Origin of the sequence: Janthinobacterium sp. ROICE36, assembly GCF_002869965.1 — a bacterium.
In the GTDB taxonomy this organism is placed as follows: Bacteria; Pseudomonadota; Gammaproteobacteria; order Burkholderiales; family Burkholderiaceae_D; genus Janthinobacterium.
In genome coordinates this window covers 62,369-85,013 of the sequence record NZ_PEBS01000016.1, presented here as the reverse complement: position 1 = coordinate 85,013, position 22,645 = coordinate 62,369, and the positions used below count along the sequence as shown (strand labels likewise).

Below are 22,645 nucleotides of genomic sequence, written 5' to 3'. Positions count from 1 at the left end.
AAAAGAGGCGCTGACGAGGCGCCTTTTTCATTCTTGATATGACTGATAAAATTCCCGTTTCCGTGCTGGTCGTCATCCATACGGCTGATCTGGACGTCTTGCTGATCGAGCGCGCAGGCCAGCCTGGTTTCTGGCAATCCGTGACGGGTTCCGTCGACGCCGTCGACGAAGCGCTGTTGCAGACGGCCGCGCGCGAATTGTGCGAGGAAACCGGCATCGTCGTCGATGGACAGCACATCGCGCTGCGCGACTGGAACTTGTCGAATGTGTACGAGATTTACCCGATCTGGCGCCACCGCTATGCGCCCGGCGTGACGCGCAACACGGAACACGTGTTCAGCGTGCAAGTACCGCGCGACATCGCCATCACCCTGAGCCCTCGCGAACATCTGCAATACGCGTGGCTGCCGTATCTGGCGGCGGCCGACCGCTGTTTCTCGTCGTCCAACGCGGAAGCGATTTTGCAATTGCCGGCCATGACGGGCTTGGCGCGCCCCACCTGATTTCCCTAGAAAGCCATCCATGTTGAACTGGTTACATTTGACTGCGCAGCAAAAACTGCTGGGCACCCTGGGCATCGCTTTTTGCCTGTGCTTCATTTTTCTGCTGTTGAGCTCCACCGTGCCTGGCCGCACGCCGCCCATCGGCATGCCGCTGATGGCGATCGGCTGGCTGCTGCATCCTGGCGCCTTTGTCAAGGGCAAGCGTACCGTGGCCTGGCGCGGCGCACCCTTGCTGGTCAAGATCGTCTGGGCGGCCGGCATTACCGCGCTGATCGTCAGCGTGACGGCAGGCGTGGGGCGCATGCTGGCGTGATTGTGCGCGTTTAGGTGCGCACGCGCACCTACGCTGCCGCCGCGCGGGGCCTGTCTGGGAGTAGAATCAAGGCATGAAAATCCGCGTAGCAACTTATAATATCCACAAGGGTGTCTCCTCCGTGCGAGGCTTGCCCAGGGTGCATGCTTTAAAACAGGCGATTGCCCTGTTCAATGCCGATGTCGTCTTTTTGCAGGAAGTGCAAGGCAAGCATGACCGCAATGCGGCCCGCTATGGCGCCGAGAACAACGGCCACAAGCATTGGCCGGAAGCGTCGCAGCATGAATTCTTTGCCGGCGCCGAACACCATTCCGCCTACGGCATGAATGCCGTGTACGACCATGGTCACCACGGCAACGCCTTGCTGAGCAAGTTTCCCATCGCCTCACAAACCAACCACGACGTCTCCGACCATGCTTACGAGCAGCGCGGCATTTTGCATTGCGTGCTCAAGACGCCGCAGGCTGATGTGCACTGCTATGTGGTGCACTTGGGCCTGTTCGAATCGGGACGCGGGCGTCAGACGCAGGCGCTGATCGACGCCGTCATGGAATCGGCGCCGAACGGCGAACCCGTCATCATCGCCGGCGATTTCAACGACTGGCGCAACACGCTCAGCGACAAGCTGCGCAATGCGCTCGGGGTGGTGGAAGTGTTCGACCAGCGGGCGTCGAACTCGGCCCTGGGCGACTTGGTGCGCACCCTGGCGCGGCGCCAGACGAAAACGCCGGTGCCCGTACCGGCGCGCACCTTTCCCGCCGCCTTGCCGTGGTTCCGGCTGGACCGCATCTATGTGCGCGGTTTCCAGGTAGAAGGTGCGCAAGTGATGCATGGTACCCTGTGGGCAAAATTGTCGGACCACGCGCCGATAGTTGCCGCGTTGAAACTCGCGTAGACTGCCGGCATGCGCACAGTCAATTTCATCGCCCACAACGACATCCAGCTGCTGTATTGCGGCACCGATTACTTTCCTGCGCTGATAGCCGCCATCGACGGTGCCCGCTCGGAAGTCTATTTCGAAACATATATCTTTGCCGACGACGCCACGGGCACCCTGGTGCTCGATGCGCTCAAACGTGCCGCCGCGCGCGGCGTGCTGGTGTGCATGATTACGGACTGGTTCGGCACAGGCAATCGCCGCGTGAAAGCCATGCATGCGCAGCTGGAGGCGGCCGGCGTGCACCATCGCATCTTCAATCCGTGGTTTCGGCGCGGCGTCACGCGCACGCACCGCAAGATTTGCGTGGCCGATGGCGAGATCGCCCTGGTGGGCGGCATCAATATCAACGACGACATGTTTTGCGACTACGACCACAACATCAGCCTGGAAGCGCCGCGCTGGGATTTCGCCGTGCAGGTGAAGGGCCCGCTGGTGGATGCCATCCATGAGGAAGTGCAGGCGCAATGGGCCAGACTGGGCAAGATGAACCTGGTGCGGCGTATCAAGCTGTACCGCAAGATGCGCGTGGTCAGCAAGGAGCTGGCGAAAAACCCTGTCATGGCCGGCTTTGTCGTGCGCGACAACCTGCGTAATCGCCGCACCATCCAGCGCGCCTACCTGCAGGCGCTGGGCCAGGCGCGCAAGAGCGTGATGCTGGCCAACCCGTATTTCGCGCCCGGGCACAAGCTGCGCCACGCCCTGGCCCAGGCGGCCCAGCGGGGCGTCGACGTGGTGCTGTTGATCGGCGTGGGCGAGTTCCGCATGCAGGATGCCGTGGCGCACTCGTTTTATCCGAAACTGCTGGCTGCCGGCGTGAAAATCGTCGAATACCGCAAGACGCAGCTGCACGCCAAGGTGGCCGTCGTCGACGATGACTGGGCGACAGTGGGTTCGAGCAATATTGACGCGCTGAGCCTGTTCCTGAACCAGGAGGCGAACGTCGTCATCAAGGACGTGGCGTTCGCGCAAAGCTTGCGCCAGCATATCGAGCAGGGCGTGGCCGACGGCATCGTCATTCACCAGGATGATTTCAAGCACATCGGCCGTGTCCGGCGCATCGGCTACGAAGCCGCCTTCCTCGTGTACCGGCTGGTGATGCGCATTTTTTCAGTAGGCAAGTACGCATGAACGAGATGACAACGGTAAGGCTGGACAAATGGCTGTGGGTGGCGCGTTTCTTCAAGACGCGCTCGCTGGCCAGCGAGGCCATCGACACGGGCAAGGTAAAAGTGGGTGGCGAGCGCGTGAAACCGGCGCGCAGCCTGCGCGTGGGCGACGCGCTGGCCATCGACAATGGCGCGGAAACGTGGGAAGTGGCTGTGCTGGGCCTGTCCGACAAGCGCGGCGCGGCAAGCGTGGCGCGTTTGTTGTATGACGAAACGCCGGCCAGCATTGCCCGTCGCGAGCAGCTGGCCGAGGAGCGCAAGCTGTTCCGCGAGCCGGGCACCACCATCAAGGGGCGGCCGACCAAGCGCGACCGCCGTCAGCTGAGCAAGGCAGGCGACCTTTCCTGAGGCGCGCTTGTTGCTGTCAGGCAAGGGCGCGCGACGCTTTTGTCCGCCTGAAATCGCTACAAACGCATAGCTAAAAAATGCTGCGCTGCACCAATAGAACGCCGGCTCTAAAGTTCCCGTTTGACTTTTAGGTGGGAGTGGATAATAGTACGAGCGTTCGGATTTTTTTGGAGCGTGCTTTTTTTTTGCCCGCGCTCCCATCCGCCAGATCGGCAACATCACTTTTAGAACGGACCTCTTGAATACTTCAGTCAAATTCATGCGCAAGGGCGAACTGACCCGTGCAGCCATCCTCGACGTGGCGCTGGACCTGTCCAGTCGCGACGGCCTGGAAGGCCTGACCATAGGGCTGCTTGCGGACAAAATGAACATGAGCAAGTCGGGCGTGTTTGCCCACTTTGGTTCGCGCGAAGACTTGCAGATGGAAGTGCTGAAGCTCTACCACTATCGTTTCGAGCAAGAAGTCTTTTTCCCTAGCATGAAAGAACCACGCGGCATTCAGCGATTGCAATCGATGTTTGCGCGCTGGGTCAAGCGGGTCAGCGTAGAGATCGCTTCCGGCTGCATCTATATCAGCGGCGCCGTCGAGTATGACGACCGTCCCGGCCCCATCCGCGACTCCCTGGTGGCCATGGTGCAGGCCTGGCAGGGCGCGTTGCTGCGCTGTGTCGAGCAATCGATCGTCACGGGCGACCTGAAAGCGGACACGGATGCCCAGCAGTTGGTGTACGAGATATATGGCCTGATCCTGGCCCTGCACCACGATGCGCGCTTCCTGCGCGTGCCGGGCAGCATCGAACGGGCGCAGGCAGGATTTGTCCGTTTGCTGGCGTCGTACCAGAATTCTGTAACAAGCAAATAAGCCGTCAGGCAGTATCCGCAACAACGCACACGCAGTTCACAAGTACAACACTTTAGCTAAACGCCTTCAGGAGAAAAATTATGGGTCAATACGTCGCGCCAATCCGGGATATGCAATTCGTTCTGCATGAGTTCCTGCAAGTGGCAGAAGAACTGAAGCAAATGCCGTCGTACGCCGACGTCGACGCCGATATCATCAACCAGGTACTGGAAGAGGGTGGCAAGTTCACTTCCGAAGTCTTGTTCCCCCTGAATCACTCCGGCGACCGCGAAGGCTGCCACCACGATCCCGTCACGAAAAGCGTGACCACGCCTAAAGGTTTCAAGGAAGCGTATAAGCAGTACGTCGAAGGCGGCTGGGCGGCATTGGCTTGCGATCCCGAATACGGCGGCCAGGGCTTGCCGGTTGTGCTGAACAATTCGTTCTATGAAATGCTGAACTCGTCGAACCAGGCCTGGTCCATGTACCCGGGCTTGTCGCATGGCGCCTACGAGTGCCTGAAGGAACACGGCACCGACCACCAGAAGGAAGTGTATCTGCCGAAACTGGTGTCGGGCGAATGGACAGGCACCATGTGCCTGACCGAACCGCACTGTGGCACGGATCTGGGCATGCTGCGCTCGAAAGCGCTGCCTGAGGCAGACGGTTCCTGGACCATCACCGGCAACAAGATCTTCATCTCGGCCGGCGAGCACGACATGGCGGAAAACATCCTGCACCTGGTGCTGGCCCGCGTGCCGGACGCGCCGGAAGGCTCGAAAGGCATCTCGCTGTTCCTGGTGCCGAAATTCCTGCCGAACGTGGACGGCACGGTCGGCGAGCGCAATCCGATCACCTGCGGCGCCATCGAAGAAAAAATGGGCATCCACGGCAATTCGACCTGCCAGATGAACCTGGACGGCGCAAAAGGCTGGATCATCGGCCAGCCGAACAAGGGCCTCAACGCCATGTTCGTCTTCATGAACGCGGCCCGCCTGGGCGTGGGCATGCAGTCGCTGGGCCTGACGGAAATCGCTTACCAGAACGCGCTGATCTACGCCAAGGACCGCACGCAAATGCGTTCGCTGTCCGGCATCAAGAACCCGGAACTGCCGGCCGACCGCATCATCGTGCACCCTGACGTGCGCCGCATGCTGTTGACGGGCAAAGCCTATGCCGAAGGCGCGCGCGCCTTCACTTCCTACGTGGCGCTGCAGATCGACCGCGAACTGCACCACCCTGACGCCGACGTGCGCAAGGAAGCCGCTGACGAAGTGGCGCTGCTGACCCCTGTCATCAAGGCCTTCATTACCGACAACGCCTGGATCGCCACCTCGGAAGCGATGCAAGTGTTCGGCGGCCACGGTTACATCTCGGAGTGGGGCATGGAGCAGTATGTGCGTGACGCGCGCATCAACATGATCTACGAAGGCACGAACACGATCCAGTCGCTGGACCTGCTGGGCCGCAAGATCCTCGGCGACAACGGCGCCAAGCTGCGCAAGTTCGGCGAAAAGATCAAGGCGTTTGTCGAAGACAACGGCACCGATGAAGCGATGAGCGAATTCGTCACCCCACTGGGCGACCTGGGCGACAAAGTCACCAAGCTGACCATGGAAATCGGCATGAAAGCCTTCCAGAATCCTGACGAAGTGGGCGCGGCATGCGTGCCATACCTGCGTGTCGTCGGCCACATGATCTACAGCTACTTGTTCGCGCAGATGGCCAAGATCGCCCTCGAAAAAGAATCCAGCGGCGACAAGTTCTATACCGCCAAACTGGCTACCGCACGTTTCTACTTCGCCCGCTTGCAGCCTGAAACGGCAACCCTGATCCGTCAGGCGCGTTCCGGTTCGGCCAACCTGATGGCACTCGACGCAGACCTGTTCTAAGACTTGAGGAAAATATGACCAATTTCATCGTTAAAAAAGTAGCCGTCCTCGGCGCCGGCGTGATGGGCGCGCAGATCGCCGCCCATTGCATCAACGCGAAAGTGCCGGTCGTGCTGTTCGACTTGCCTGCAAAAGAAGGACCAAAGAATGGCATCGTGCTGCGCGCCATCGAGAACCTGAAAAAGCTGTCGCCTGCGCCGTTGGGCAACAAGGATGACGCATCGCTGATCCAGGTAGCCAACTACGAAGACAACCTGGACCTGCTGGCCGGTTGCGACCTGATCATCGAAGCCATCGCCGAGCGCATGGACTGGAAACACGACCTGTATCAAAAGGTCGCACCGCACATCGGCCCGAACGCGATCTTCGCCTCGAACACCTCGGGCCTGTCGATCACCAAGCTGGCCGAAGGCATCGACGCCGACCTGAAATCGCGCTATTGCGGCGTGCACTTCTTCAATCCACCGCGCTATATGCACCTGGTCGAGATCATCCCGACCGAGTTCACCAAGCCTGAAATCGCCGACCAGTTGGAAGGCTTTTTGACCACCACCCTGGGCAAGGGTGTCGTGCGCGCCAAGGATACGCCGAACTTCATCGCCAACCGCGTTGGCGTGTTCGGCATCCTGGCCATCGTGCACGAAGCCGAGAAATTCGGTCTGTCCGTGGACGTCGTCGATGACCTGACGGGCTCCAAGCTGGGCCGCGCCAAGTCGGGCACCTTCCGCACGGCGGACGTGGTCGGCCTCGATACCATGGGCCATGTCATCAAGACCATGCAGGATTACCTGCCGAACGATCCCTTCGCTGCCGTCTACAAGACGCCGGCCGTGCTGGCGCAGCTGGTGGAGAAGGGCGCGCTGGGCCAGAAGAGCGGCGCCGGCTTCTACAAAAAGGTCGGCAAGGAAATTCAACGCCTCGATTTCGCCACCGGTGAATACGTGGCCGGCGGCGCCAAGGCTGCCGACATCATCGCCCGCATCTTGAAAGAAAAGGATCCGGTCAAGAAGATGAAGGCGCTACGCGAATCGACGAATCCACAAGGCCAGTTCCTGTGGGCGATCTTCCGCGACGCTTTCCACTACATCGCCATTCATCTGGATACCGTGGCCGACAATGCGCGCGACATCGATTTCGCTATGCGCTGGGGCTTCGGCTGGAACGTCGGTCCGTTTGAAACGTGGCAGGCATCGAACTGGCTGCAAGTGGCCAACTGGGTCAAGGAAGACATCGACGCAGGCCACGCGCTGTGCAACGCACCGCTGCCAGCCTGGGTCTTCGAAGGTCCTGTCGCTGAGGCAGGCGGCGTACACACGCCGGAAGGTTCCTACTCCGCCGTGTCGAACAGCTTCGTGCCCCGTTCGTCCCTGTCGGTGTATGACCGCCAGCCGTTCCGCGCGCCCGTCCTGGGCAGCGGCGCCATCGACGGCAAGACCGCCGGCACCACCGTCTTCGAAGACGAATCCGTGCGCGTCTGGCATACGGGCGACGATGTATTGATCATCTCGTTCAAGACCAAGATGCATGTGATCGGCGAAGGCGTCATCAATGGCCTGAAACTGGCATTGGCCGAAGCCGAAAAGAACTTTAAAGGGCTGGTGATCTGGCACGCGGACGCAGCCGAAGGCGGTGCCTTCTCGGCCGGCGCCGACCTGCAATCGGCCCTGCCAGCGTTCATGCAAGGCGGCGTGAAAGCCGTCGATCCTATCATCGCCGAGCTGCAAAACACCTTCATGTCGCTGAAATACGCGAACGTGCCGGTGATCGCCGCAGTTGCGGGTCTGGCCCTGGGCGGCGGTTGCGAGCTGGCGCTGCATTCCTCGAAGCGCGTGGCCTCGATCGAGTCCTACATCGGTCTGGTGGAAGTGGGCGTCGGCCTGATTCCTGCCGGCGGCGGCTTGAAAGAAGCGGCGCAGCGCGCCTACAAGGAAGCCAAGGGTAACGACATCCTGCAATTCCTGAAAACGGGCTTCACCAATGCAGCCACCGCCAACGTGTCGAAATCGGCGCTGGAAGCGAAGAAGATGGGCTACCTGAAAGAAGACGACGTGATCGTGTTCAACGCCTACGAGCTGCTGCACGTGGCCAAGGTCGAAGCGCGCGCCATGTTCGATGCGGGCTTCCGTCCGCAACTGCCGTCGCTGATCCAGGTCACGGGCCGTTACGGCTGGGGCACCATCAAGGCGCAGCTGGTCAACATGCGCGACGGCGGCTTCATTTCGGCGCACGATTTCAAGCTGGGCGAGATGATCGCCGAGATCGTATCGGGCGGCGACGTGGACCAGGGCAGTTTCGTCAGCGAACAGTGGCTGCTGGATATGGAACGCAAGGCATTCCTGGAACTGTTGAACCATCCGAAAACCCAGGAACGGATCATGGGCATGATGCAAACCGGTAAGCCGGTACGCAACTAAGCACAACGTCGATGACGATCCTGTCACTCGTTTTTAAAGTACTGCTGCGCGTGAGGCCAAGCATGGTGTATGAGCGTATCAAACAACAGATGATGGACACCTTGCCCTTCGTGCGGCTGCTGGGGATCAGCATCGACGACATCGGCGCCGGCACCTCGATGGTGTCGCTGCCGGACGATCCCAAACTGCATAATCACCTGGGCACGCAGCATGCGGGTGCCTTGTTTACGCTGGCCGAAACGGCTTCCGGCGCGGCCATGGCTGGCGGCTTCGCCGAGCTGATACTGGGCTTGCGCCCGGTGGCCAAGGAGTCGCGTATCGCCTACCAGAAGCTGGCCCGGGGCGCGACGCGCGCCGAAGGCCGCGTGCCGGGCGACCTGGCTGCCTTGAAGGCGCAGCTGGCGCAGGACGGCAAGGTGGCGTTTCCCGTGGAAGTCGATATCTTCGACTTTGAGGGCACGCTGGCGGCACAGGTGACGGTGGACTGGTATTTGTCGCAGAAGCGATAGGGCAGTCCCGGACATTCGACAGTACACGAACTTCGTTCAACATCTTTGAAAGAACAAAATGAGCAAACAACTTCAAGACGCTTACATCGTCTCTGCAACCCGCACCCCGATCGGCAAGGCGCCGCGCGGCATGTTCAGAAATACCCGCCCGGACGACCTGCTGGTGCGCGTGCTGCAATCGGCCCTGGCGCAAGCGCCTGGCCTCGATCCGGCCCTGATCACCGATGCCATCATCGGCTGCTCGTTCCCGGAAGCGGAGCAAGGCTTCAATATCGCGCGTAACTCGGTGCTGCTGGCCGGCTTGCCGAAAACCGTGGGCGGCGTTACCGTTAACCGTTACTGCGCTTCCGGCATCACGGCCATCGCCATGGCGGCCGACCGCATTCGCGTGGGCGAAGTCGACGTGATGATCGCCGGCGGCATCGAATCGATGTCGATGGTGCCGATGATGGGCCACCACCCGTCGATGAACCTGGACATGTTCAGCGATGAAAATATCGGCATGGCCTACGGCATGGGCCTGACGGCCGAGAAAGTGGCGCAGCAATGGAAAGTGTCGCGCGAACAGCAGGACGCGTTCTCCGTTGAATCACACCGCCGCGCCATCGCCGCGCAGCAAGCCGGTTTCTTCAAGGCTGAAACGACGCCCGTGGAAATCATCACGCGCACGCCGAACCTGGCTACCGGCCAAGTTGATGTGACGCGCCGCACCGTCGACACCGACGAAGGCGCGCGCGCCGATTCGTCGATGGAGTCGCTGGGCAAACTCAAACCCGTGTTTGCCGCCAAGGGCACCGTCACGGCCGCCAACAGCTCGCAGATGTCCGACGGCGCCGGTGCGCTCTTGATCGTCAGCGAAAAAATCCTGCGCGAGCATAACCTGACCCCGTTGGCGAAATTCTCTTCGTTCGCCGTGCGCGGGGTGCCGCCGGAAATCATGGGCATCGGTCCTAAATTCGCCATTCCTGCAGCCTGCGCCGCCGCCGGCATCACGCAAGACCAGCTGGACTGGATCGAGCTGAACGAAGCGTTTGCCGCGCAAGCCTTGGCCGTCATCGGCGACCTGGGCCTGGACCCATCGAAGGTCAACCCGATGGGCGGCGCGATCGCCCTGGGCCATCCGCTGGGCGCCACCGGTGCCATCCGCGCGGCCACCGTGATCCACGCGCTGCAGCGCACCAAGCAGAAGTACGGCATGGTCACGATGTGCGTGGGCGCCGGCATGGGCGCTGCCGGAATTTTTGAGCGCGTATAAGTTTGGCGGGCTAAAGCAATAAAACAGGGCGCTTTGGGACTACCCCGGCGCCCTTTATCATTTGGAGACGACATGGATATTTTGTGCAGCAAGAGCGAGGGCATCCTCACCCTGGAATTCAACCGCCTGGAACGCAAGAATGCCATCACGGGCGCCATGTACCAGACCCTGGCCGATGCGCTGGTGGCGGCTGAGACGGACGACGCCGTGCGCGCCATCCTGATCTGCGGCAAGCGCGAGATTTTCACGGCGGGCAACGATCTCGATGATTTCATGAAGACGGCGCGGCCGAAGGATGGCTCGCTCGACCATGACCGTCCCGTGTTCCAGTTCATGCGCGCGCTGTACGGCAGCAGCAAGCCCGTGGTGGCCGCCGTCTCCGGCCCCGCCATCGGCATTGGCACCACCTTGCTGATGCACTGCGACCTGGTCTATGCGGCCGACAATGCCAGCTTCTCGATTCCGTTCACGCAACTGGGACTGTGCCCGGAGTTTGGCTCCAGCCTGCTGCTCACGCAATTGGCCGGCTACCCGCGCGCGGCGGAAAAACTGATGCTGGGCGAAGCGTTCCCCGCACAGGAAGCGCTGGAAATGGGCCTGGTATCGAAGGTCGTGCCCCTGTATGAATTGATGACGTTCGCGCAAGGCCAGGCTGCCAAGCTGGTGGCCCTGCCAGCCGCCTCCATCCGCGCCACCAAGCGCCTGATGAAGCAAAGCCGCATGGAACCGATGAAGGCGGCCATCGTGGAAGAAAACAAGCTGTTCAGCGCCATGCTGGGCGGCGCCGAAGCGAAGGAAGCATTTACGGCCTTCTTTGAAAAGAGGAAGCCGGATTTCAAGAAGTTTGCCTAAGCTGACAGGCATGTCACAGTGCATAGGCTATTTGATGGCTGCTGCAGGGCCCATGATGTTGGGCGGATTACACGATCTGTTTGGGGGCTGGTCCACGCCATTGTTGCTCGCATCCGTCATTGCCGTTCTCGGTGCATGGAGCGGTTTTCTGGCCGGGCGAAACGTGCACCTTGAGCCTGCAGTAGCGACAAACTAAGGCATGACTGCCGATGCATCGCCGCGACCTTTGTTGCCAATCCAGCCTGAATGCTGGGCAAAGCGGTGATGTAGGCGATTGAAGTCGCCCCTGATTCAAATGCTCACGCCCCACAAAATGGTTCTTCGCGGCGCCCTATCAATGGCCCCTGGCAAAATACTGGCGACAATTGCATGCGTGGCGAAGTGTGCGAACCGATTTAATGCTGTTAATTACTCTCAACTTATGCGAGACTTTTAACACTATTCGATTAATTTCGACACAACCATTCTCAAATGATGGAGAGCCCATGGTCCTTGTTAACGAGTATTGCTGCTGCAGGCAATAACAGGAGGAGCATTCATGATTCGCTTGGTATTGCTGCTATTGGGTGTCGAATATTTACGCGAGCGCTGGCGCAGTATTTTGTCAATTGGCTTGATATGGCTGCTCGCAGGGGTGATCATCTTTATCGACGCGCTCGACAATGCCTTGTACTTTCCGATCCATTTTTTTGCTTACCTGTTCCTGGTCGAAGGCCTGGCAACGCTGGCTGTGGCATGGACCGGCGTCGGCGGCCAGCGCATCTTGCGATACGTGAAAGGCTGCGCTGTGGTGCTGGCGGCGATGCTTATCTTCGCCGGCCATCACCATGGCAATTTCTTGTTATCGATGATTTTTGGAACGCTGTTTCTCGCCGACGGACTGATACAGTGCATCGCCGCCTACATGGTCCGCTATCGTCGCTGGCGCGTGGCCTTTTCCTGGGGCATGGCAGAGATTCTGCTGGCAATCTTCTTTTATCAGCCCTATCCGACGCATTATGTGGGAACACTACCGTATTGCCTGGGTTTGTTTCTGATTTTTGGCGGCGTCAACTTGATTGGGCTGGCCGCCCGTGTTCGCCGCATGGGCGCGAATCCGGCCCGGTCGGAAGCAGAGCATTCCGCCGTGCAGCCGCATGAGCACCTTGCTTCTGCATTCACGCAAGTGGAATGGGAAGGTCCTCCAGCTGAGCATGAACAGGCGCTGACGGTGCATGTCTGGACGCCGGTCGGTTCAGCCAAGTCGCCGACGCATAATTATCCGCTTGTCGATCGCTATATCGCCGCGATCGATGTCAACGGCGTGATCTCTACCGGGCATGCTGCATTGGAAACGCCGGAGGGTATTTATATCAGCCTGTACCCGCGAGTAGAGATCGACCGTTCGCCGGACGATTTCGGACGCCTGCTGCGCGCCACCAGTGAGAATGATGTGCCGGGCATATTCCAGCCCGATTATGCGACAGAATCCAAGGCATGGTGCCCGTCAACCGTCCAGGTCCGTATCCGCAATTACGACCCGCGCCAGTTGCAGGATTTCTGGCGACGGTATCGCAGCGATACGACTTACAATCTTACGCATCGTAATTGTTCCAGTACGGTAGCCCGGGCATTGGAAGCTGCTATCGACGGTGCCGTTGGCCGCCTATATGCACAGCGCGCAGGTTGGAGCGTTTTTTTCCGTATCCTGGCGACGCCGGAGCTGTGGGTTGCCGCTCAGATCCGCAAGCGTGCCGTGACGATGGCGTGGACCCCCGGTCTGACCTTGGATTATGCCAGAGCGCTCAGTATGCTGGCCGATCCGCGTCCGTTCGCCTGGTGGAAATTGGCGAGAACCGCCTGCAACAGGATGGTGCAATTGCGTCGCGAATGGCATGCCCAGGATCATGCTGCCATTGATCTTCGTGAGAAGCGCGATGAGTGCGCCATGCATGACAACTAGCGTGATGCGTGGCCCCGGCGTTGCAGTTGCGATGGCAGCTCTCAAGGGAGGGAAGAGTCCTTCCACGCATGTCAAAACACGCCCATCATCTGGACTTAGACGACTGGTCTAATCGTGCTACAATGCATCGCATGAAAGCTGAATACATCGACGTGCGCCAGCACATTATCGACCAGGGCAAGGCCATCATTACGCGCAAGGGCTTTGCCGGCGTGGGGCTGAACGAGATTTTGTCGGCCGCCGACGTGCCCAAGGGTTCGTTCTACCATTACTTCAAGTCCAAGGAATTGTTTGGCGAGGCGATGCTGGAAGATTACGTGAGCGGCTACCTGGCCGAGATGGATGTGGTGCTGGGCCAGCCGGGCAAGAGCGCGGCGCAGTCGTTGATGGCGTATTGGGCCAGCTGGACCAGTGAGAGCCTGGACGGTAGTGGCTGTGATTGCCGCTGCCTGGTGGTCAAGCTCAGTAGCGAAGTGGCGGACATGTCCGAACCGATGCGCGTCGCGCTGCTCGATGGCACCCACCGCATCATCGCCAGGCTGGCCCTGGCCATCGCGCGGGGCAGGGTGGACGATTCGCTGCCATCGGTGGCCGATCCAGCGCAGATGGCCGCCACCTTGTACCAGTTGTGGTTGGGCGCGGCCATGCTGACCAAGCTGCGGCGCGACGCCAGCGCCTTGCAAACGGCCTGGCGGGCGACCCTGGCGACGTTGCAGCTGCCGCGGGACAGCTACCGATAGACAGCCGGCAAGCGGACGCACAACGTCCGCATTTTTTGAGTGAATCGTAGACGACCAGTCTAATAACTTGGAGCAACAGCATGAAAAATTTTGAATTCCATAACCCCACCCGTATCGTATTCGGCGCCGATACCGTCGCCAAATTGTCCACCCTGGTGCCGCACGATGCGCGCGTGCTGATTTTGTACGGCGGCGCCAGCGCGGAAAAGACCGGCACCCTGGCCGAAGTGCGCGCTGCGCTGGGCCAGCGCATGGTGCAGGAGTTTGGCGGCATCGAACCCAATCCCAGCTATGAAACCTTGATGCGTGCCGTGACGCAGGTGCGTGACGGCACGCTGGACTTCCTGCTGGCCGTCGGTGGCGGCTCCGTGATCGATGGCACCAAGTTCGTCGCCGCAGCCGCCCTGTACGACGGCGAGCCGTGGGAAATCGCCGAGCGCGGTGGCGCCAATGTGCGTCAAGCCCTGCCGTTTGGCACGGTGCTGACCTTGCCGGCCACGGGTTCGGAAATGAATAACGGCGGCGTGGTGACGAAAAAAGCCACGCATGACAAGCTGAGTTTTCGCAGTCCGCTGCTGTACCCGCAATTCTCCGTACTTGACCCGAGCAAGACCTTTACCTTGCCGGCCAGGCAGGTGGCCAATGGTCTGGTCGACGCCTTTGTCCACACCACGGAACAATATTTGACCTATCCGCTGCAGGCGAAGGTGCAGGACCGTTTTGCCGAAGGTTTGTTGCAGACGCTGGTCGAGATCGCGCCGCAGGCAGTGGCCTCGCCCGACGATTACGCCACCCGCGCCAACCTGATGTGGACGGCCACCCTGGCCCTGAATGGCCTGATCGGCGCCGGCGTGCCGCAGGACTGGGCCACCCACATGATCGGCCACGAATTGACGGCCCTGTACGACATCGATCACGCGCGCACCCTGGCCCTGGTGCTGCCCGCACTGTTGGACGTGCAGCGCGAGCAGAAACGCGGCAAATTGCTACAGTATGGCGAACGTGTCTGGAGCATCACGGAGGGTAGCGACGACGAGCGCATCGACGCCGCCATCGCCCGCACCCGCGCCTTCTTTGAAGGCCTGGGCATCCCGACCCGTTTGTCGGCCTATCAGCTAGGCCAGGAAGCGGTGGAAGCGGTACTGAAACAATTGGAAGCACATGGCATGACCTCCCTCGGCGAACACCGCGATATCGACCTCGCGCGCAGCCGCCGTATCCTCGAAGCAGCACTGTAACCCTGACATAAAAGGAAACAATATGAACATCCTGATGGTACTGACCTCGCACGACCAACTGGGCGACACCGGCAAGAAAACCGGTTTCTGGCTGGAAGAATTCGCCGCGCCCTACTATGCCTTGCAGGAAGCGGGCGCCAAGCTGACGGTGGTCTCGCCCAACGGCGGCCAGCCGCCGCTCGATCCGAAAAGCGACGAGCCGGATTCGCAAACGGAGGCCACGCGCCGCTTCAAGCTGGACGCTGCGGCGCAAGCCGTGCTGGCCAATACGGGCAAGCTGTCCGAAGTGAAGGTGGCCGACTTTGACGCCGTGTTTTATCCGGGCGGCCATGGCCCGCTGTGGGACTTGGCTGAAGACCCGCACTCGATCGCGCTGATCGAGCAGATGATCGCCGCCGGCAAGCCCGTCGCCGCTGTCTGCCACGCGCCGGGCGTGCTGCGCCACGTGAAAGCCGTCGACGGCACGCCGCTGGTGCGCGGCAAGCAGGTGACGGGCTTTACGAATACGGAAGAAGACGCCGTCGGCTTGACGGCCATCGTGCCTTTCCTGGTCGAGGACATGCTCAAGCAAAACGGCGGCGTCTATTCCAAGCTGGGCGACTGGCAGCCGTACGCGGTCACCGATGGCCTGCTGGTCACGGGCCAGAATCCCGCCTCGTCGGAAGCGGCCGCGCAGGCGCTGCTCAAGCTGCTGGCCTGATGCCCGGTTAGTGTCGGGCGGTCATGCCCGCCAGAATCAGGTCGACCGAGGCGTGCCATTGCGTCGCGCTGGCGGGTCTGCCCGCCAGCGCGTAGCCATGCAGGAAATCGACGATGGCATCGCGCCCGCGCAGCCGGGGTTTTTCAGGCAGGTCGAGGCCCTCCATGGCCTGCTCGAACAGCGCCGTGAACCGCTTGGCGACATCGGCGTGCGTCACCAGCCCGCGCGCCATCAGGCGTACGAAATATGGCGTGGCGCTGACCAGTTCCAGGTACAGCGCGCAGAGCGCGAGTAGTCGCCGCCGAGGCGCCTGGCGCCGCGTAAACGGCGGCTGGCGCGGGTCGAGCGCGGCGAAACGCTGCGCCATCAGGGCCAACAGCAAGTCCTCCTTTCCTGCGTAATAGTGGTACAGGGCCATGGCATCGACGCCCAGGCTCAGCGCCAGCGCGCGCATGGAAAAGGCTTCGCCTTTTTCTTCCAGCAGGGCCAGGGCCGTCTGCAAAATGGTGGCGTTGTCCAGCGCGGGCGCGATGCGGCGGGGGCGGCCCGCGCGGCGCACGGGATTTTCAATAGCTTGAAGTTTTGGCGGTTTCATGGGCATAATTCTACACCGTAGAATTAACTGGGGAGTACTTCATGCAAAAACCTTTCGTCAGCGCCTTTCTCGGCATTAGCATCGATGGCTGCATCGCCGGAGAAAACGGCGACCTGTCCTGGCTGGCCGAGCTGGCGCCGGACTCGCCCGACGCCACCGGCTATACGGCCTTGATGGATCAAGTCGATACCTTGCTGATCGGGCGCACCACCTATGACGCCGTGCTGGGGTTCGAGCCGTGGCCGTATGCGGGCAAGCGCGTGGTGGTATTGAGCCACCGCGCCTTCGCGCCGCGCCATGGCGAGCAGCGCCGCGAAGGCGGCGTGCGGGAAGTGCTGGCAGGTCTGGCAGAGGAGGGTTGCCGCCACGTGTATCTCGATGGCGGCGCCGTCATCCGCGCCGGCTTGCGCGAGGGCGTCATCGACAGCCTGACCTTGTCCGTACTGCCCGTGGTGCTGGGCAAGGGAGTGCGCCTGTTCGAGGACGGCTTGCCGCGCAGCGACTGGCGCCTGGACGGCACGCGTCAGCTGCCCAGCGGCGTGGTGCAGCTGCGCTATCGAAAAAATTAAACCGCGCTGGCGATATCGACGATGAAGCCGGTGTCAAAGCGCTCGTTTTCGGGCGTGCCGTCTGGCCGCTTGTAGCCGCAGGGGTTGCACACGACGCGGCAGCCTTGCACGCGATAGTCGAGCGAGGCGTGCATGTGGCCATGCACCCACAGGTCGGCTTGCGCCACCAGGCCGTCCAGCTGCGAGGCGAAGGCGGGCGAGCCCAGGTTGCTCGCGTATTGCTCATCTACTGACAGCATCGATGGCGCCATGTGCGTGATGACCACCGTCTTGCCATCGAAAGGTTGCGCCAGCTGCTGTTCCAGCCAGCAGCGGTGCTGGGCGTGCAGTTGCGCCGTGTCGCTGGCGCACAAGAGGCGCGGCGTATCGCCACCCGTGCGGATGTGTTTGTAGTCGGGCATGTAGGCTTGCGCCGCCTGCATGGCTTCTTCCTGGCGCGCCGCGCCGAAGAGTAAAAATTCCGTCCACAGCGTGATGCCGAGGAAGCGCACGCCATCGAGCACCACGGCGTCGCCGTCGAGCAGGCGGATGTTGGCGCCCTGCGCATTCGCGCTGGCGCAGGCGTCGCGCACGGCGTCCTGCATATGTTCGAGCTGATGGTCATAGCCCTCGTGATTGCCATGCACGTACAGCACCGGCAGGGCGCCGAAGGTGCGCGCGGCCCAGGCGATGGCATGGTTGCCCGTATCGATGTCGCCGGCCAGGATCACCACGTCGGGGCGGCTGGCGGCAAGGTCGATGGCGGGTGTGTCTTCACCCCAGACTTCCAGGTGCAGGTCGGACAGGATCAGCAAACGCATGGCAGTGGGCGCGGCAAGGCGCGCGGCAGGTCTATGGGCCTCTATCGTAGCGCAAGTCGCTGCGCCCGTCTGCTTGACCGCGCCAGGGTGACGACGTTACCCTATGGCATCGATTACCACACACTCACTCCTGGAGCCGCATGCCGCCTTTCTTCCTTCCCCATACCTTGCTGAGCGTCGCGCTGGCCGCCATGGTGCTGCCGTTGACGGCACATGCCACCACGCCCGTCGTCGATCCCCTGACGCAGCCGATTGCCTCGCCCTACGCGGCGCAGTGGAACCGCCCGCAACAACCGGCGCGCATCCACGGCGACACCTATTACGTGGGCGTGGGCGGCTTGAGCGTGGTGCTGATCGACACGCGCGCAGGCTTGATCCTGATCGACGGCGCGCTGCCGCAATCGGTGGCCGCCATCAAGGAACATATCCTCGAACTGGGCTTTCGCCTGGAAGACGTCAAATTCATCCTGAATACGGAAGCGCATTTCGACCATTCGGGCGGCGTCGCCGCCTTGGCCCGCGACAGTGGCGCGCAAGTGATCGCCAGCCCGCTGGGAGCCCAGGCGCTGCGCGCGGGAGCGGTGCTCGCCGCAGATCCGCAAGCGGGTGAAATCGATCCCATGCCGGCCGTGGAGAATGTGCGCGAGATCGCCGATGGCGAAACCCTGCAGCTGGGCGACGTGAGCATCACGGCGCGCTACACGCCCGGTCATACGCCGGGCAGCACCAGCTGGACCTGGGTTTCATGCGAGGATGCAGAGCGTCAGGAGTGCCTGAACGTGGTGTTCGGCGCCAGCCTCACGCCGGTGGCGGCCGACGATTTTCACTACCTGGCCGATGAACGTCATGCAGACCTGACGCCGGCCTTCCGCCGCGTCATGCAGGACTTTGCCAAGCTGCCGTGCGATATCCTGATCTCGGCCCACCCGGACCACTCCGGCGGCGACCGCAAGCTGACGCAATTGCTGGAAGGCGTCACGCCGAATCCCTTCATCGATACGCAGGCGTGCAGCCACTACGCTGCCAGAAATGCAGCCAAGCTCGATGCCCGCATTGCGAAAGAAAAGGCGGCTGAGATAAAATAACAACGTTGGCGCATGCGCCATGAAAAGCGGTTGACGCACTGCAGCATACGGTGCAGTATCAGCGTCCGCAGTGCAGATTAACCATGATAAAGAAAGGAAACCCATGTTCGAGCAGGCTGGCAGCACGTTGTACGACCACTAGCCCCGTACATGACGCTCGGGGCCATCGGCAGCATTGCCGATCCCGAGCCGGTGTCCTTCAAACCCCGGTGAGGAAACTCGCCGGGGTTTTTTGTTTGGGACGACCGGGTTGAAAGGAAACACCATGAAAATCAAAGTGAAAGCCACGCCCAAGCCGCGCAACCCGCTGGTGGCGGCCGCCAGGTTGCGCGGCGGCGCCGGTGCGCACCAGTCGGAGGCCTCGCCACGGGCAGCGCGCCGGGCCGGCAAGCACCGCCTGCAGCAGTTGCTGGCGGGCCGACTCAAACCTGACGATTAGCGAGCCGGCAACTCGACGATGAAGTTCGGATCAAAAGCGGGATTTTGCGGCGTGCCGCTGCGCGTCCTGTAGCCGGAGGGGTTAGCTACGACGCGGCACGGGCCGATCCGATAGTCGCGCGAGACGTGGAGGTGGCCATGCACCCACAGGTCCGCCTGCATGGCCAGCTCGTCCAGGCGCGAAGCGTAGGCGGGCGAACACCCTTCGCTGGCATACGCATCGTCGACCGACAGCAGCGACGGCGCCATGTGGCTGATGACGACTGTCGCGCCTTCGAAGGGCTGCGCCAGTTCGTGCGCCAGCCAGGCTTTTTGCTGCGCGTGGAACATGGCCGTGTCGGCCGCGCGCAGCTTGCGATAGCCCATGTTGGCCAGGCGGATGCGCTTGTAGTCGTTCATGACGGCTTGCGCATCGAGCATGGCCGCTTGCCGCGTGTCGTCGCCCAGCAGGCGGAAGTCCGTCCACAGGGTGGCGCCCAGGAAGCGCACGGCGTTGCCGGCCTGGCCGGTGATGACGTGGCTGTCGGCGTCGAGGAAATGCACGTTCTGCGTGGTGGCGCAGGCCGCGCGCAGCTCCTGGCGCACCTTGTCGAGCTGGTGGCCATAGCCTTCGTGGTTGCCATGCACGTACAGCACCGGCAGGCCCGCAAACGTGCTGGCGGCCCAGGCGACGGCGCGCGTGCCCGTGTCGATGTCGCCGGCCAGGATCACAGCGTCGGGACGGCTGAGCGCGAGGTCGCCTTGCGGCGCATCCTCGCGCCATAACTCATGGTGCAGGTCCGACAAAATCAATAAACGCATGCGGTATCCAGGCGATTGGCGGGTACGCCATCGTACCTGAAAAGCCTCACTCTTCCTCCAGCGCGGCGAAGCTGTGCGCCAGGTAGTCGATCAGCGCGCGCACGGCCGGCAGCAGGCCGCGCCGCGACGGGAAGACGGCGTGGATGATTTCGCGCTGCGGCCGCCACTGCGCCATCAGCGGCAGCAGGCTGCCGTTGGCCACCTGTTCGGTGATCATCATGGTCGGCAGCTGCACCACGCCCACGCCGGCCACGGCCGCGTCGCGCAGGGTCAGCATGTCGCCGGTGACGAAGCGCGGCGCGTGGCGCAGCTGGGCGCGCGCGCCATCGGGGCCGTACAAATCCCACTGGTAGTGCTGTTTCGGCGTACCCAGGGCCAGGCTGGGCCAGTCGGCCAGGTCGGCCAGCGCGGTTGGCCTGGCGGCGTCGCCGAACAGCAGCGGGCTGCCCACCATGCACTGGCTGCGTTCGGCCAGCACGCGCAGCACCAGGTCGCTGTCGGGCAGCGGCGGCGGACGCACGCGGATGGCCACGTCGATGCCTTCGGCCACCAGGTCGACGCGGCGGTTGCTCGCTTCGAGCAGCAGGGTCACTTGCGGATGCTCGCGCATGAAGCCGGCCAGCATGGGCGCGACCAGAGAATGCAGCAGGGCGATGGGGCAGGACAGGCGCACCGTGCCGCGCGGCGCCGCCCGCGTCAGGTCGATCGCTTCCTGCGCCGCTTCCGCTTCCACCAGCATCGCCTTGCAATGCTCGTAAAACGTCTGGCCCACGTCGGTGACGGAAAAATGCCGCGTCGTGCGCTGCAGCAGGCGCACGCCGAGGCGCTCTTCCAGCAGCGCGATGCGCCGGCTGAGTTTGGATTTCGGCATGCCCAGCGCGCGCCCGGCCGGCGCGAAGCCGCCATGGTCGACCACCTGCACAAAGTAATACAAGTCATTCAAATCCTGCATGCCGCCTCCTTGATCGTTCTATTTATGGAACACTGATGGCGTATTTTACCGTCTACCGCCTCTATCGTTGCAAGGGTATTCTGACTCCATCGTCATGCACACCCCACAGGAGATTGAGATGAACACAGTCACAGGTATCTACAGCGCACCGCGCCAGCACTGGGTCGGCGACGGTTTTCCCGTGCGCTCGATGTTTTCTTACACCGGCCATGGCAAGCAGCTGAGCCCCTTCCTGCTGCTCGACTATGCAGGCCCTGCCGAATTTGCGCCCGGCACGCGTCCGCCCGGCGTCGGTTCGCACCCGCACCGCGGCTTTGAAACGGTGACCATCGTCTACCAGGGCGAAGTGGCGCACCGCGATTCGACGGGTCAGGGCGGCGTGATCGGCCCCGGCGACGTGCAGTGGATGACGGCCGGTGCCGGCATCGTGCATGAAGAGTTTCACTCGCCTGCCTTCACGCAGTCGGGCGGCACGCTGGAAATGGTGCAGCTGTGGGTGAACCTGCCGGCGAAAAACAAGATGACGGCGCCCGGCTATCAGGCCATCACCAGCGACACGATTCCCACCGTGGCGCTGCCGGACGGCGGGGGCTCGGTACGCGTGATCGCCGGCGATTTCGCTGGCCAGCATGGCCCGGCCCGCACGTTTTCGACTATGCAGGTGTGGGACCTGCGCCTGGTGCAGGGCAAGCTGACGCAGTTGCCTGTGCACGCCGGCTGGAGCACGGCGCTGATCGTCCTGCACGGCACGCTGCTGGTGAATGGCGAGAGCGTGGTGCGCGAAGCGCAGATGGCGCTGTTCGAACGCGACGGCGACAGCATCACCGTCGAGGCGAACAGCGACGCCGTGGTGCTGCTGCTGAGCGGCGAGCCGATTGACGAAGCCATCGTCGGCCATGGTCCGTTCGTGATGAACACCGAAGCGGAAATCGCGCAGGCGTTCGAGGATTTCAACAGCGGCCGCTTCGCCCGCATTGATAAGTAATTTGTGCAGTGAATTTGTGTAGTACCTGTGCCGCATCCCGCGGCATGGTTTTTCAGGAGACCACCATGAGCACCCCCGCCAACTTCCAAGGTTTGCCACCGATGATCGATCCCGACGACGCCGTCATGCTGCTGATCGACCACCAGAGCGGCTTGTTCCAGCTGGTGCGCGACATCGAGCAGCACGTGCTGCGCGGCCACGTCACGGCGCTGGCCAAGCTGTCGCGCCTGGCCAACATGCCGACTTTTACCACCGCTTCCGTGCCCGACGGCCCGAACGGCCCCTTGATCCCGGAAATCCACCATTTCAACCCGGATGCCGTTTACATCCCGCGCACGGGCCAGATCAATGCCTGGGACAATCCGGCCTGGGTCGAAGCCATCGAAAAGACGGGCCGCAAGACCCTGCTGATCGCCGGCACGCTCACCAGCGTGTGCATGGCTTTTCCTACCATCAGCGCGCTGGCGGCCGGCTACAAGGTGTTTGCCATCATCGACGCCTCGGGCAACTGGTCGAAGATGGCCACTGACATCACCATGGCGCGCGTGACGCAGGCGGGCGCTGTGCCGATCGATACGTATGCGGTGCTGGCTGAAGTGATGAGCACCTGGAACCGCGCCGATGCGATGGAATTCGCCGCCATCATGACGGACCATATCGTGCCGCCGTACCGCGCGCTGATCGAAAGCTACGACAAGGCACAGGGCGTGCAAAAGAATGGCCGCGAGACGAAGCTGGAAATTCTGGAAGCGGCCAGCAAGGGCTGA

24 protein-coding genes are annotated in these 22,645 nt (G+C 62.0%); 20 read left to right on the top strand and 4 right to left on the bottom strand.

Annotation, left to right across the window (positions count from 1 at the left end; genetic code table 11):
• Positions 1–38 precede the first annotated feature (38 nt).
• The 15 genes from nudB (at position 39) to CSZ94_RS09205 (ending at position 15,653) form a co-directional block, all read left to right on the top strand.
• Positions 39–503, top strand: a complete 465-nt coding sequence (gene nudB, locus CSZ94_RS09275; protein WP_102121224.1) for a dihydroneopterin triphosphate diphosphatase — start codon at positions 39–41, stop codon at positions 501–503.
• A 19-nt stretch (positions 504–522) separates the two neighbouring features.
• The gene (locus CSZ94_RS09270) at positions 523–816 is read left to right on the top strand and encodes a hypothetical protein (RefSeq protein WP_102121223.1); all 294 of its coding nucleotides are present in this window, start codon (positions 523–525) and stop codon (positions 814–816) included.
• 73 nt (positions 817–889) lie between these two features.
• Positions 890–1,711 (top strand): endonuclease/exonuclease/phosphatase family protein, encoded by an 822-nt coding sequence (locus CSZ94_RS09265; RefSeq protein ID WP_102121222.1) that lies wholly within the window; start codon positions 890–892, stop codon positions 1,709–1,711.
• Between the two features lie 9 nt (positions 1,712–1,720).
• Positions 1,721–2,884 carry a cardiolipin synthase ClsB gene (clsB, locus tag CSZ94_RS09260; RefSeq protein ID WP_102121221.1) on the top strand — a complete coding sequence of 388 codons (1,164 nt, stop codon included), beginning with the start codon at positions 1,721–1,723 and terminating at the stop codon, positions 2,882–2,884.
• Entirely contained in the window at positions 2,881–3,270 is a 390-nt protein-coding gene (locus CSZ94_RS09255; RefSeq protein ID WP_102121220.1) for an RNA-binding S4 domain-containing protein, read from the top strand. The genes clsB and CSZ94_RS09255 overlap by 4 nt, the downstream gene beginning before the upstream one ends.
• Before the next feature lie 259 nt (positions 3,271–3,529).
• Positions 3,530–4,132 (top strand): TetR/AcrR family transcriptional regulator, encoded by a 603-nt coding sequence (locus CSZ94_RS09250; protein ID WP_102121219.1) that lies wholly within the window; start codon positions 3,530–3,532, stop codon positions 4,130–4,132.
• Positions 4,133–4,212: 80 nt separating this feature from the next.
• On the top strand, positions 4,213–6,003 hold the full coding sequence (locus CSZ94_RS09245; RefSeq protein WP_102121218.1) for an acyl-CoA dehydrogenase C-terminal domain-containing protein: 1,791 nt from the start codon (positions 4,213–4,215) through the stop codon (positions 6,001–6,003).
• Between the two features lie 14 nt (positions 6,004–6,017).
• Positions 6,018–8,417: a 3-hydroxyacyl-CoA dehydrogenase/enoyl-CoA hydratase family protein gene (locus CSZ94_RS09240; protein ID WP_102121217.1), complete on the top strand. Its 2,400-nt coding sequence runs from the start codon at positions 6,018–6,020 to the stop codon at positions 8,415–8,417.
• Between the two features lie 11 nt (positions 8,418–8,428).
• Positions 8,429–8,926 carry a PaaI family thioesterase gene (locus tag CSZ94_RS09235; protein ID WP_258000881.1) on the top strand — a complete coding sequence of 166 codons (498 nt, stop codon included), beginning with the start codon at positions 8,429–8,431 and terminating at the stop codon, positions 8,924–8,926.
• Positions 8,927–8,984: 58 nt separating this feature from the next.
• Positions 8,985–10,181, top strand: coding sequence for an acetyl-CoA C-acyltransferase (locus CSZ94_RS09230; RefSeq protein WP_102121216.1), 1,197 nt, complete (start codon positions 8,985–8,987; stop codon positions 10,179–10,181).
• 72 nt (positions 10,182–10,253) lie between these two features.
• Positions 10,254–11,033: an enoyl-CoA hydratase gene (locus CSZ94_RS09225; protein ID WP_102121215.1), complete on the top strand. Its 780-nt coding sequence runs from the start codon at positions 10,254–10,256 to the stop codon at positions 11,031–11,033.
• 538 nt (positions 11,034–11,571) lie between these two features.
• Positions 11,572–12,975 (top strand): HdeD family acid-resistance protein, encoded by a 1,404-nt coding sequence (locus tag CSZ94_RS09220; protein ID WP_102121214.1) that lies wholly within the window; start codon positions 11,572–11,574, stop codon positions 12,973–12,975.
• A 131-nt stretch (positions 12,976–13,106) separates the two neighbouring features.
• Positions 13,107–13,715: a TetR/AcrR family transcriptional regulator gene (locus tag CSZ94_RS09215; RefSeq protein ID WP_102121213.1), complete on the top strand. Its 609-nt coding sequence runs from the start codon at positions 13,107–13,109 to the stop codon at positions 13,713–13,715.
• 80 nt (positions 13,716–13,795) lie between these two features.
• On the top strand, positions 13,796–14,953 hold the full coding sequence (locus CSZ94_RS09210) for an iron-containing alcohol dehydrogenase (RefSeq protein WP_102121212.1): 1,158 nt from the start codon (positions 13,796–13,798) through the stop codon (positions 14,951–14,953).
• Positions 14,954–14,975: 22 nt separating this feature from the next.
• Entirely contained in the window at positions 14,976–15,653 is a 678-nt protein-coding gene (locus CSZ94_RS09205) for a type 1 glutamine amidotransferase domain-containing protein (RefSeq protein ID WP_102121211.1), read from the top strand.
• A 7-nt stretch (positions 15,654–15,660) separates the two neighbouring features.
• Here the strand turns inward: CSZ94_RS09205 and CSZ94_RS09200 are convergent, their stop codons facing one another.
• Positions 15,661–16,248, bottom strand: a complete 588-nt coding sequence (locus CSZ94_RS09200) for a TetR/AcrR family transcriptional regulator (protein ID WP_180977415.1) — start codon at positions 16,246–16,248, stop codon at positions 15,661–15,663.
• A 41-nt stretch (positions 16,249–16,289) separates the two neighbouring features.
• Between CSZ94_RS09200 and CSZ94_RS09195 the strand changes: the two genes are divergently transcribed.
• The gene (locus tag CSZ94_RS09195) at positions 16,290–16,817 is read left to right on the top strand and encodes a dihydrofolate reductase family protein (RefSeq protein WP_102121209.1); all 528 of its coding nucleotides are present in this window, start codon (positions 16,290–16,292) and stop codon (positions 16,815–16,817) included.
• Here the strand turns inward: CSZ94_RS09195 and CSZ94_RS09190 are convergent.
• Positions 16,814–17,617 carry a metallophosphoesterase family protein gene (locus CSZ94_RS09190; RefSeq protein WP_102121208.1) on the bottom strand — a complete coding sequence of 268 codons (804 nt, stop codon included), beginning with the start codon at positions 17,615–17,617 and terminating at the stop codon, positions 16,814–16,816. The genes CSZ94_RS09195 and CSZ94_RS09190 overlap by 4 nt on opposite strands.
• Before the next feature lie 140 nt (positions 17,618–17,757).
• Between CSZ94_RS09190 and bla the strand changes: the two genes are divergently transcribed.
• Entirely contained in the window at positions 17,758–18,702 is a 945-nt protein-coding gene (bla, locus tag CSZ94_RS09185) for a subclass B3 metallo-beta-lactamase (RefSeq protein WP_102121207.1), read from the top strand.
• Between the two features lie 265 nt (positions 18,703–18,967).
• Positions 18,968–19,141, top strand: a complete 174-nt coding sequence (locus tag CSZ94_RS27970) for a hypothetical protein (RefSeq protein WP_180977414.1) — start codon at positions 18,968–18,970, stop codon at positions 19,139–19,141.
• Here CSZ94_RS27970 and CSZ94_RS09180 read toward each other — a convergent pair.
• Positions 19,138–19,941: a metallophosphoesterase family protein gene (locus CSZ94_RS09180; RefSeq protein ID WP_102121206.1), complete on the bottom strand. Its 804-nt coding sequence runs from the start codon at positions 19,939–19,941 to the stop codon at positions 19,138–19,140. The two genes, CSZ94_RS27970 and CSZ94_RS09180, sit on opposite strands and share 4 nt — an antisense overlap.
• A 46-nt stretch (positions 19,942–19,987) precedes the next feature.
• On the bottom strand, positions 19,988–20,893 hold the full coding sequence (locus CSZ94_RS09175) for a LysR family transcriptional regulator (protein ID WP_102121205.1): 906 nt from the start codon (positions 20,891–20,893) through the stop codon (positions 19,988–19,990).
• A 118-nt stretch (positions 20,894–21,011) separates the two neighbouring features.
• On the opposite strand from CSZ94_RS09175, the gene CSZ94_RS09170 reads away from it, so the two are divergent.
• Together CSZ94_RS09170 and CSZ94_RS09165 are read left to right on the top strand one after the other, a co-directional pair.
• Positions 21,012–21,878 (top strand): pirin family protein, encoded by an 867-nt coding sequence (locus CSZ94_RS09170; protein WP_102121204.1) that lies wholly within the window; start codon positions 21,012–21,014, stop codon positions 21,876–21,878.
• A gap of 65 nt (positions 21,879–21,943) precedes the next feature.
• Positions 21,944–22,645 carry an isochorismatase family protein gene (locus tag CSZ94_RS09165; RefSeq protein WP_207780966.1) on the top strand — a complete coding sequence of 234 codons (702 nt, stop codon included), beginning with the start codon at positions 21,944–21,946 and terminating at the stop codon, positions 22,643–22,645.

Coding starts and splice junctions, on each gene's coding strand:
- nudB (WP_102121224.1), top strand. CDS start 39: ATGACTGATAAAATTCCCGTTTCCGTGCTGGTCGTCATCCATACGGCT.
- CSZ94_RS09270 (WP_102121223.1), top strand. CDS start 523: ATGTTGAACTGGTTACATTTGACTGCGCAGCAAAAACTGCTGGGCACC.
- CSZ94_RS09265 (WP_102121222.1), top strand. CDS start 890: ATGAAAATCCGCGTAGCAACTTATAATATCCACAAGGGTGTCTCCTCC.
- clsB (WP_102121221.1), top strand. CDS start 1,721: ATGCGCACAGTCAATTTCATCGCCCACAACGACATCCAGCTGCTGTAT.
- CSZ94_RS09255 (WP_102121220.1), top strand. CDS start 2,881: ATGAACGAGATGACAACGGTAAGGCTGGACAAATGGCTGTGGGTGGCG.
- CSZ94_RS09250 (WP_102121219.1), top strand. CDS start 3,530: ATGCGCAAGGGCGAACTGACCCGTGCAGCCATCCTCGACGTGGCGCTG.
- CSZ94_RS09245 (WP_102121218.1), top strand. CDS start 4,213: ATGGGTCAATACGTCGCGCCAATCCGGGATATGCAATTCGTTCTGCAT.
- CSZ94_RS09240 (WP_102121217.1), top strand. CDS start 6,018: ATGACCAATTTCATCGTTAAAAAAGTAGCCGTCCTCGGCGCCGGCGTG.
- CSZ94_RS09235 (WP_258000881.1), top strand. CDS start 8,429: ATGACGATCCTGTCACTCGTTTTTAAAGTACTGCTGCGCGTGAGGCCA.
- CSZ94_RS09230 (WP_102121216.1), top strand. CDS start 8,985: ATGAGCAAACAACTTCAAGACGCTTACATCGTCTCTGCAACCCGCACC.
- CSZ94_RS09225 (WP_102121215.1), top strand. CDS start 10,254: ATGGATATTTTGTGCAGCAAGAGCGAGGGCATCCTCACCCTGGAATTC.
- CSZ94_RS09220 (WP_102121214.1), top strand. CDS start 11,572: ATGATTCGCTTGGTATTGCTGCTATTGGGTGTCGAATATTTACGCGAG.
- CSZ94_RS09215 (WP_102121213.1), top strand. CDS start 13,107: ATGAAAGCTGAATACATCGACGTGCGCCAGCACATTATCGACCAGGGC.
- CSZ94_RS09210 (WP_102121212.1), top strand. CDS start 13,796: ATGAAAAATTTTGAATTCCATAACCCCACCCGTATCGTATTCGGCGCC.
- CSZ94_RS09205 (WP_102121211.1), top strand. CDS start 14,976: ATGAACATCCTGATGGTACTGACCTCGCACGACCAACTGGGCGACACC.
- CSZ94_RS09200 (WP_180977415.1), bottom strand. CDS start 16,248: ATGAAACCGCCAAAACTTCAAGCTATTGAAAATCCCGTGCGCCGCGCG.
- CSZ94_RS09195 (WP_102121209.1), top strand. CDS start 16,290: ATGCAAAAACCTTTCGTCAGCGCCTTTCTCGGCATTAGCATCGATGGC.
- CSZ94_RS09190 (WP_102121208.1), bottom strand. CDS start 17,617: ATGCGTTTGCTGATCCTGTCCGACCTGCACCTGGAAGTCTGGGGTGAA.
- bla (WP_102121207.1), top strand. CDS start 17,758: ATGCCGCCTTTCTTCCTTCCCCATACCTTGCTGAGCGTCGCGCTGGCC.
- CSZ94_RS27970 (WP_180977414.1), top strand. CDS start 18,968: ATGAAAATCAAAGTGAAAGCCACGCCCAAGCCGCGCAACCCGCTGGTG.
- CSZ94_RS09180 (WP_102121206.1), bottom strand. CDS start 19,941: ATGCGTTTATTGATTTTGTCGGACCTGCACCATGAGTTATGGCGCGAG.
- CSZ94_RS09175 (WP_102121205.1), bottom strand. CDS start 20,893: ATGCAGGATTTGAATGACTTGTATTACTTTGTGCAGGTGGTCGACCAT.
- CSZ94_RS09170 (WP_102121204.1), top strand. CDS start 21,012: ATGAACACAGTCACAGGTATCTACAGCGCACCGCGCCAGCACTGGGTC.
- CSZ94_RS09165 (WP_207780966.1), top strand. CDS start 21,944: ATGAGCACCCCCGCCAACTTCCAAGGTTTGCCACCGATGATCGATCCC.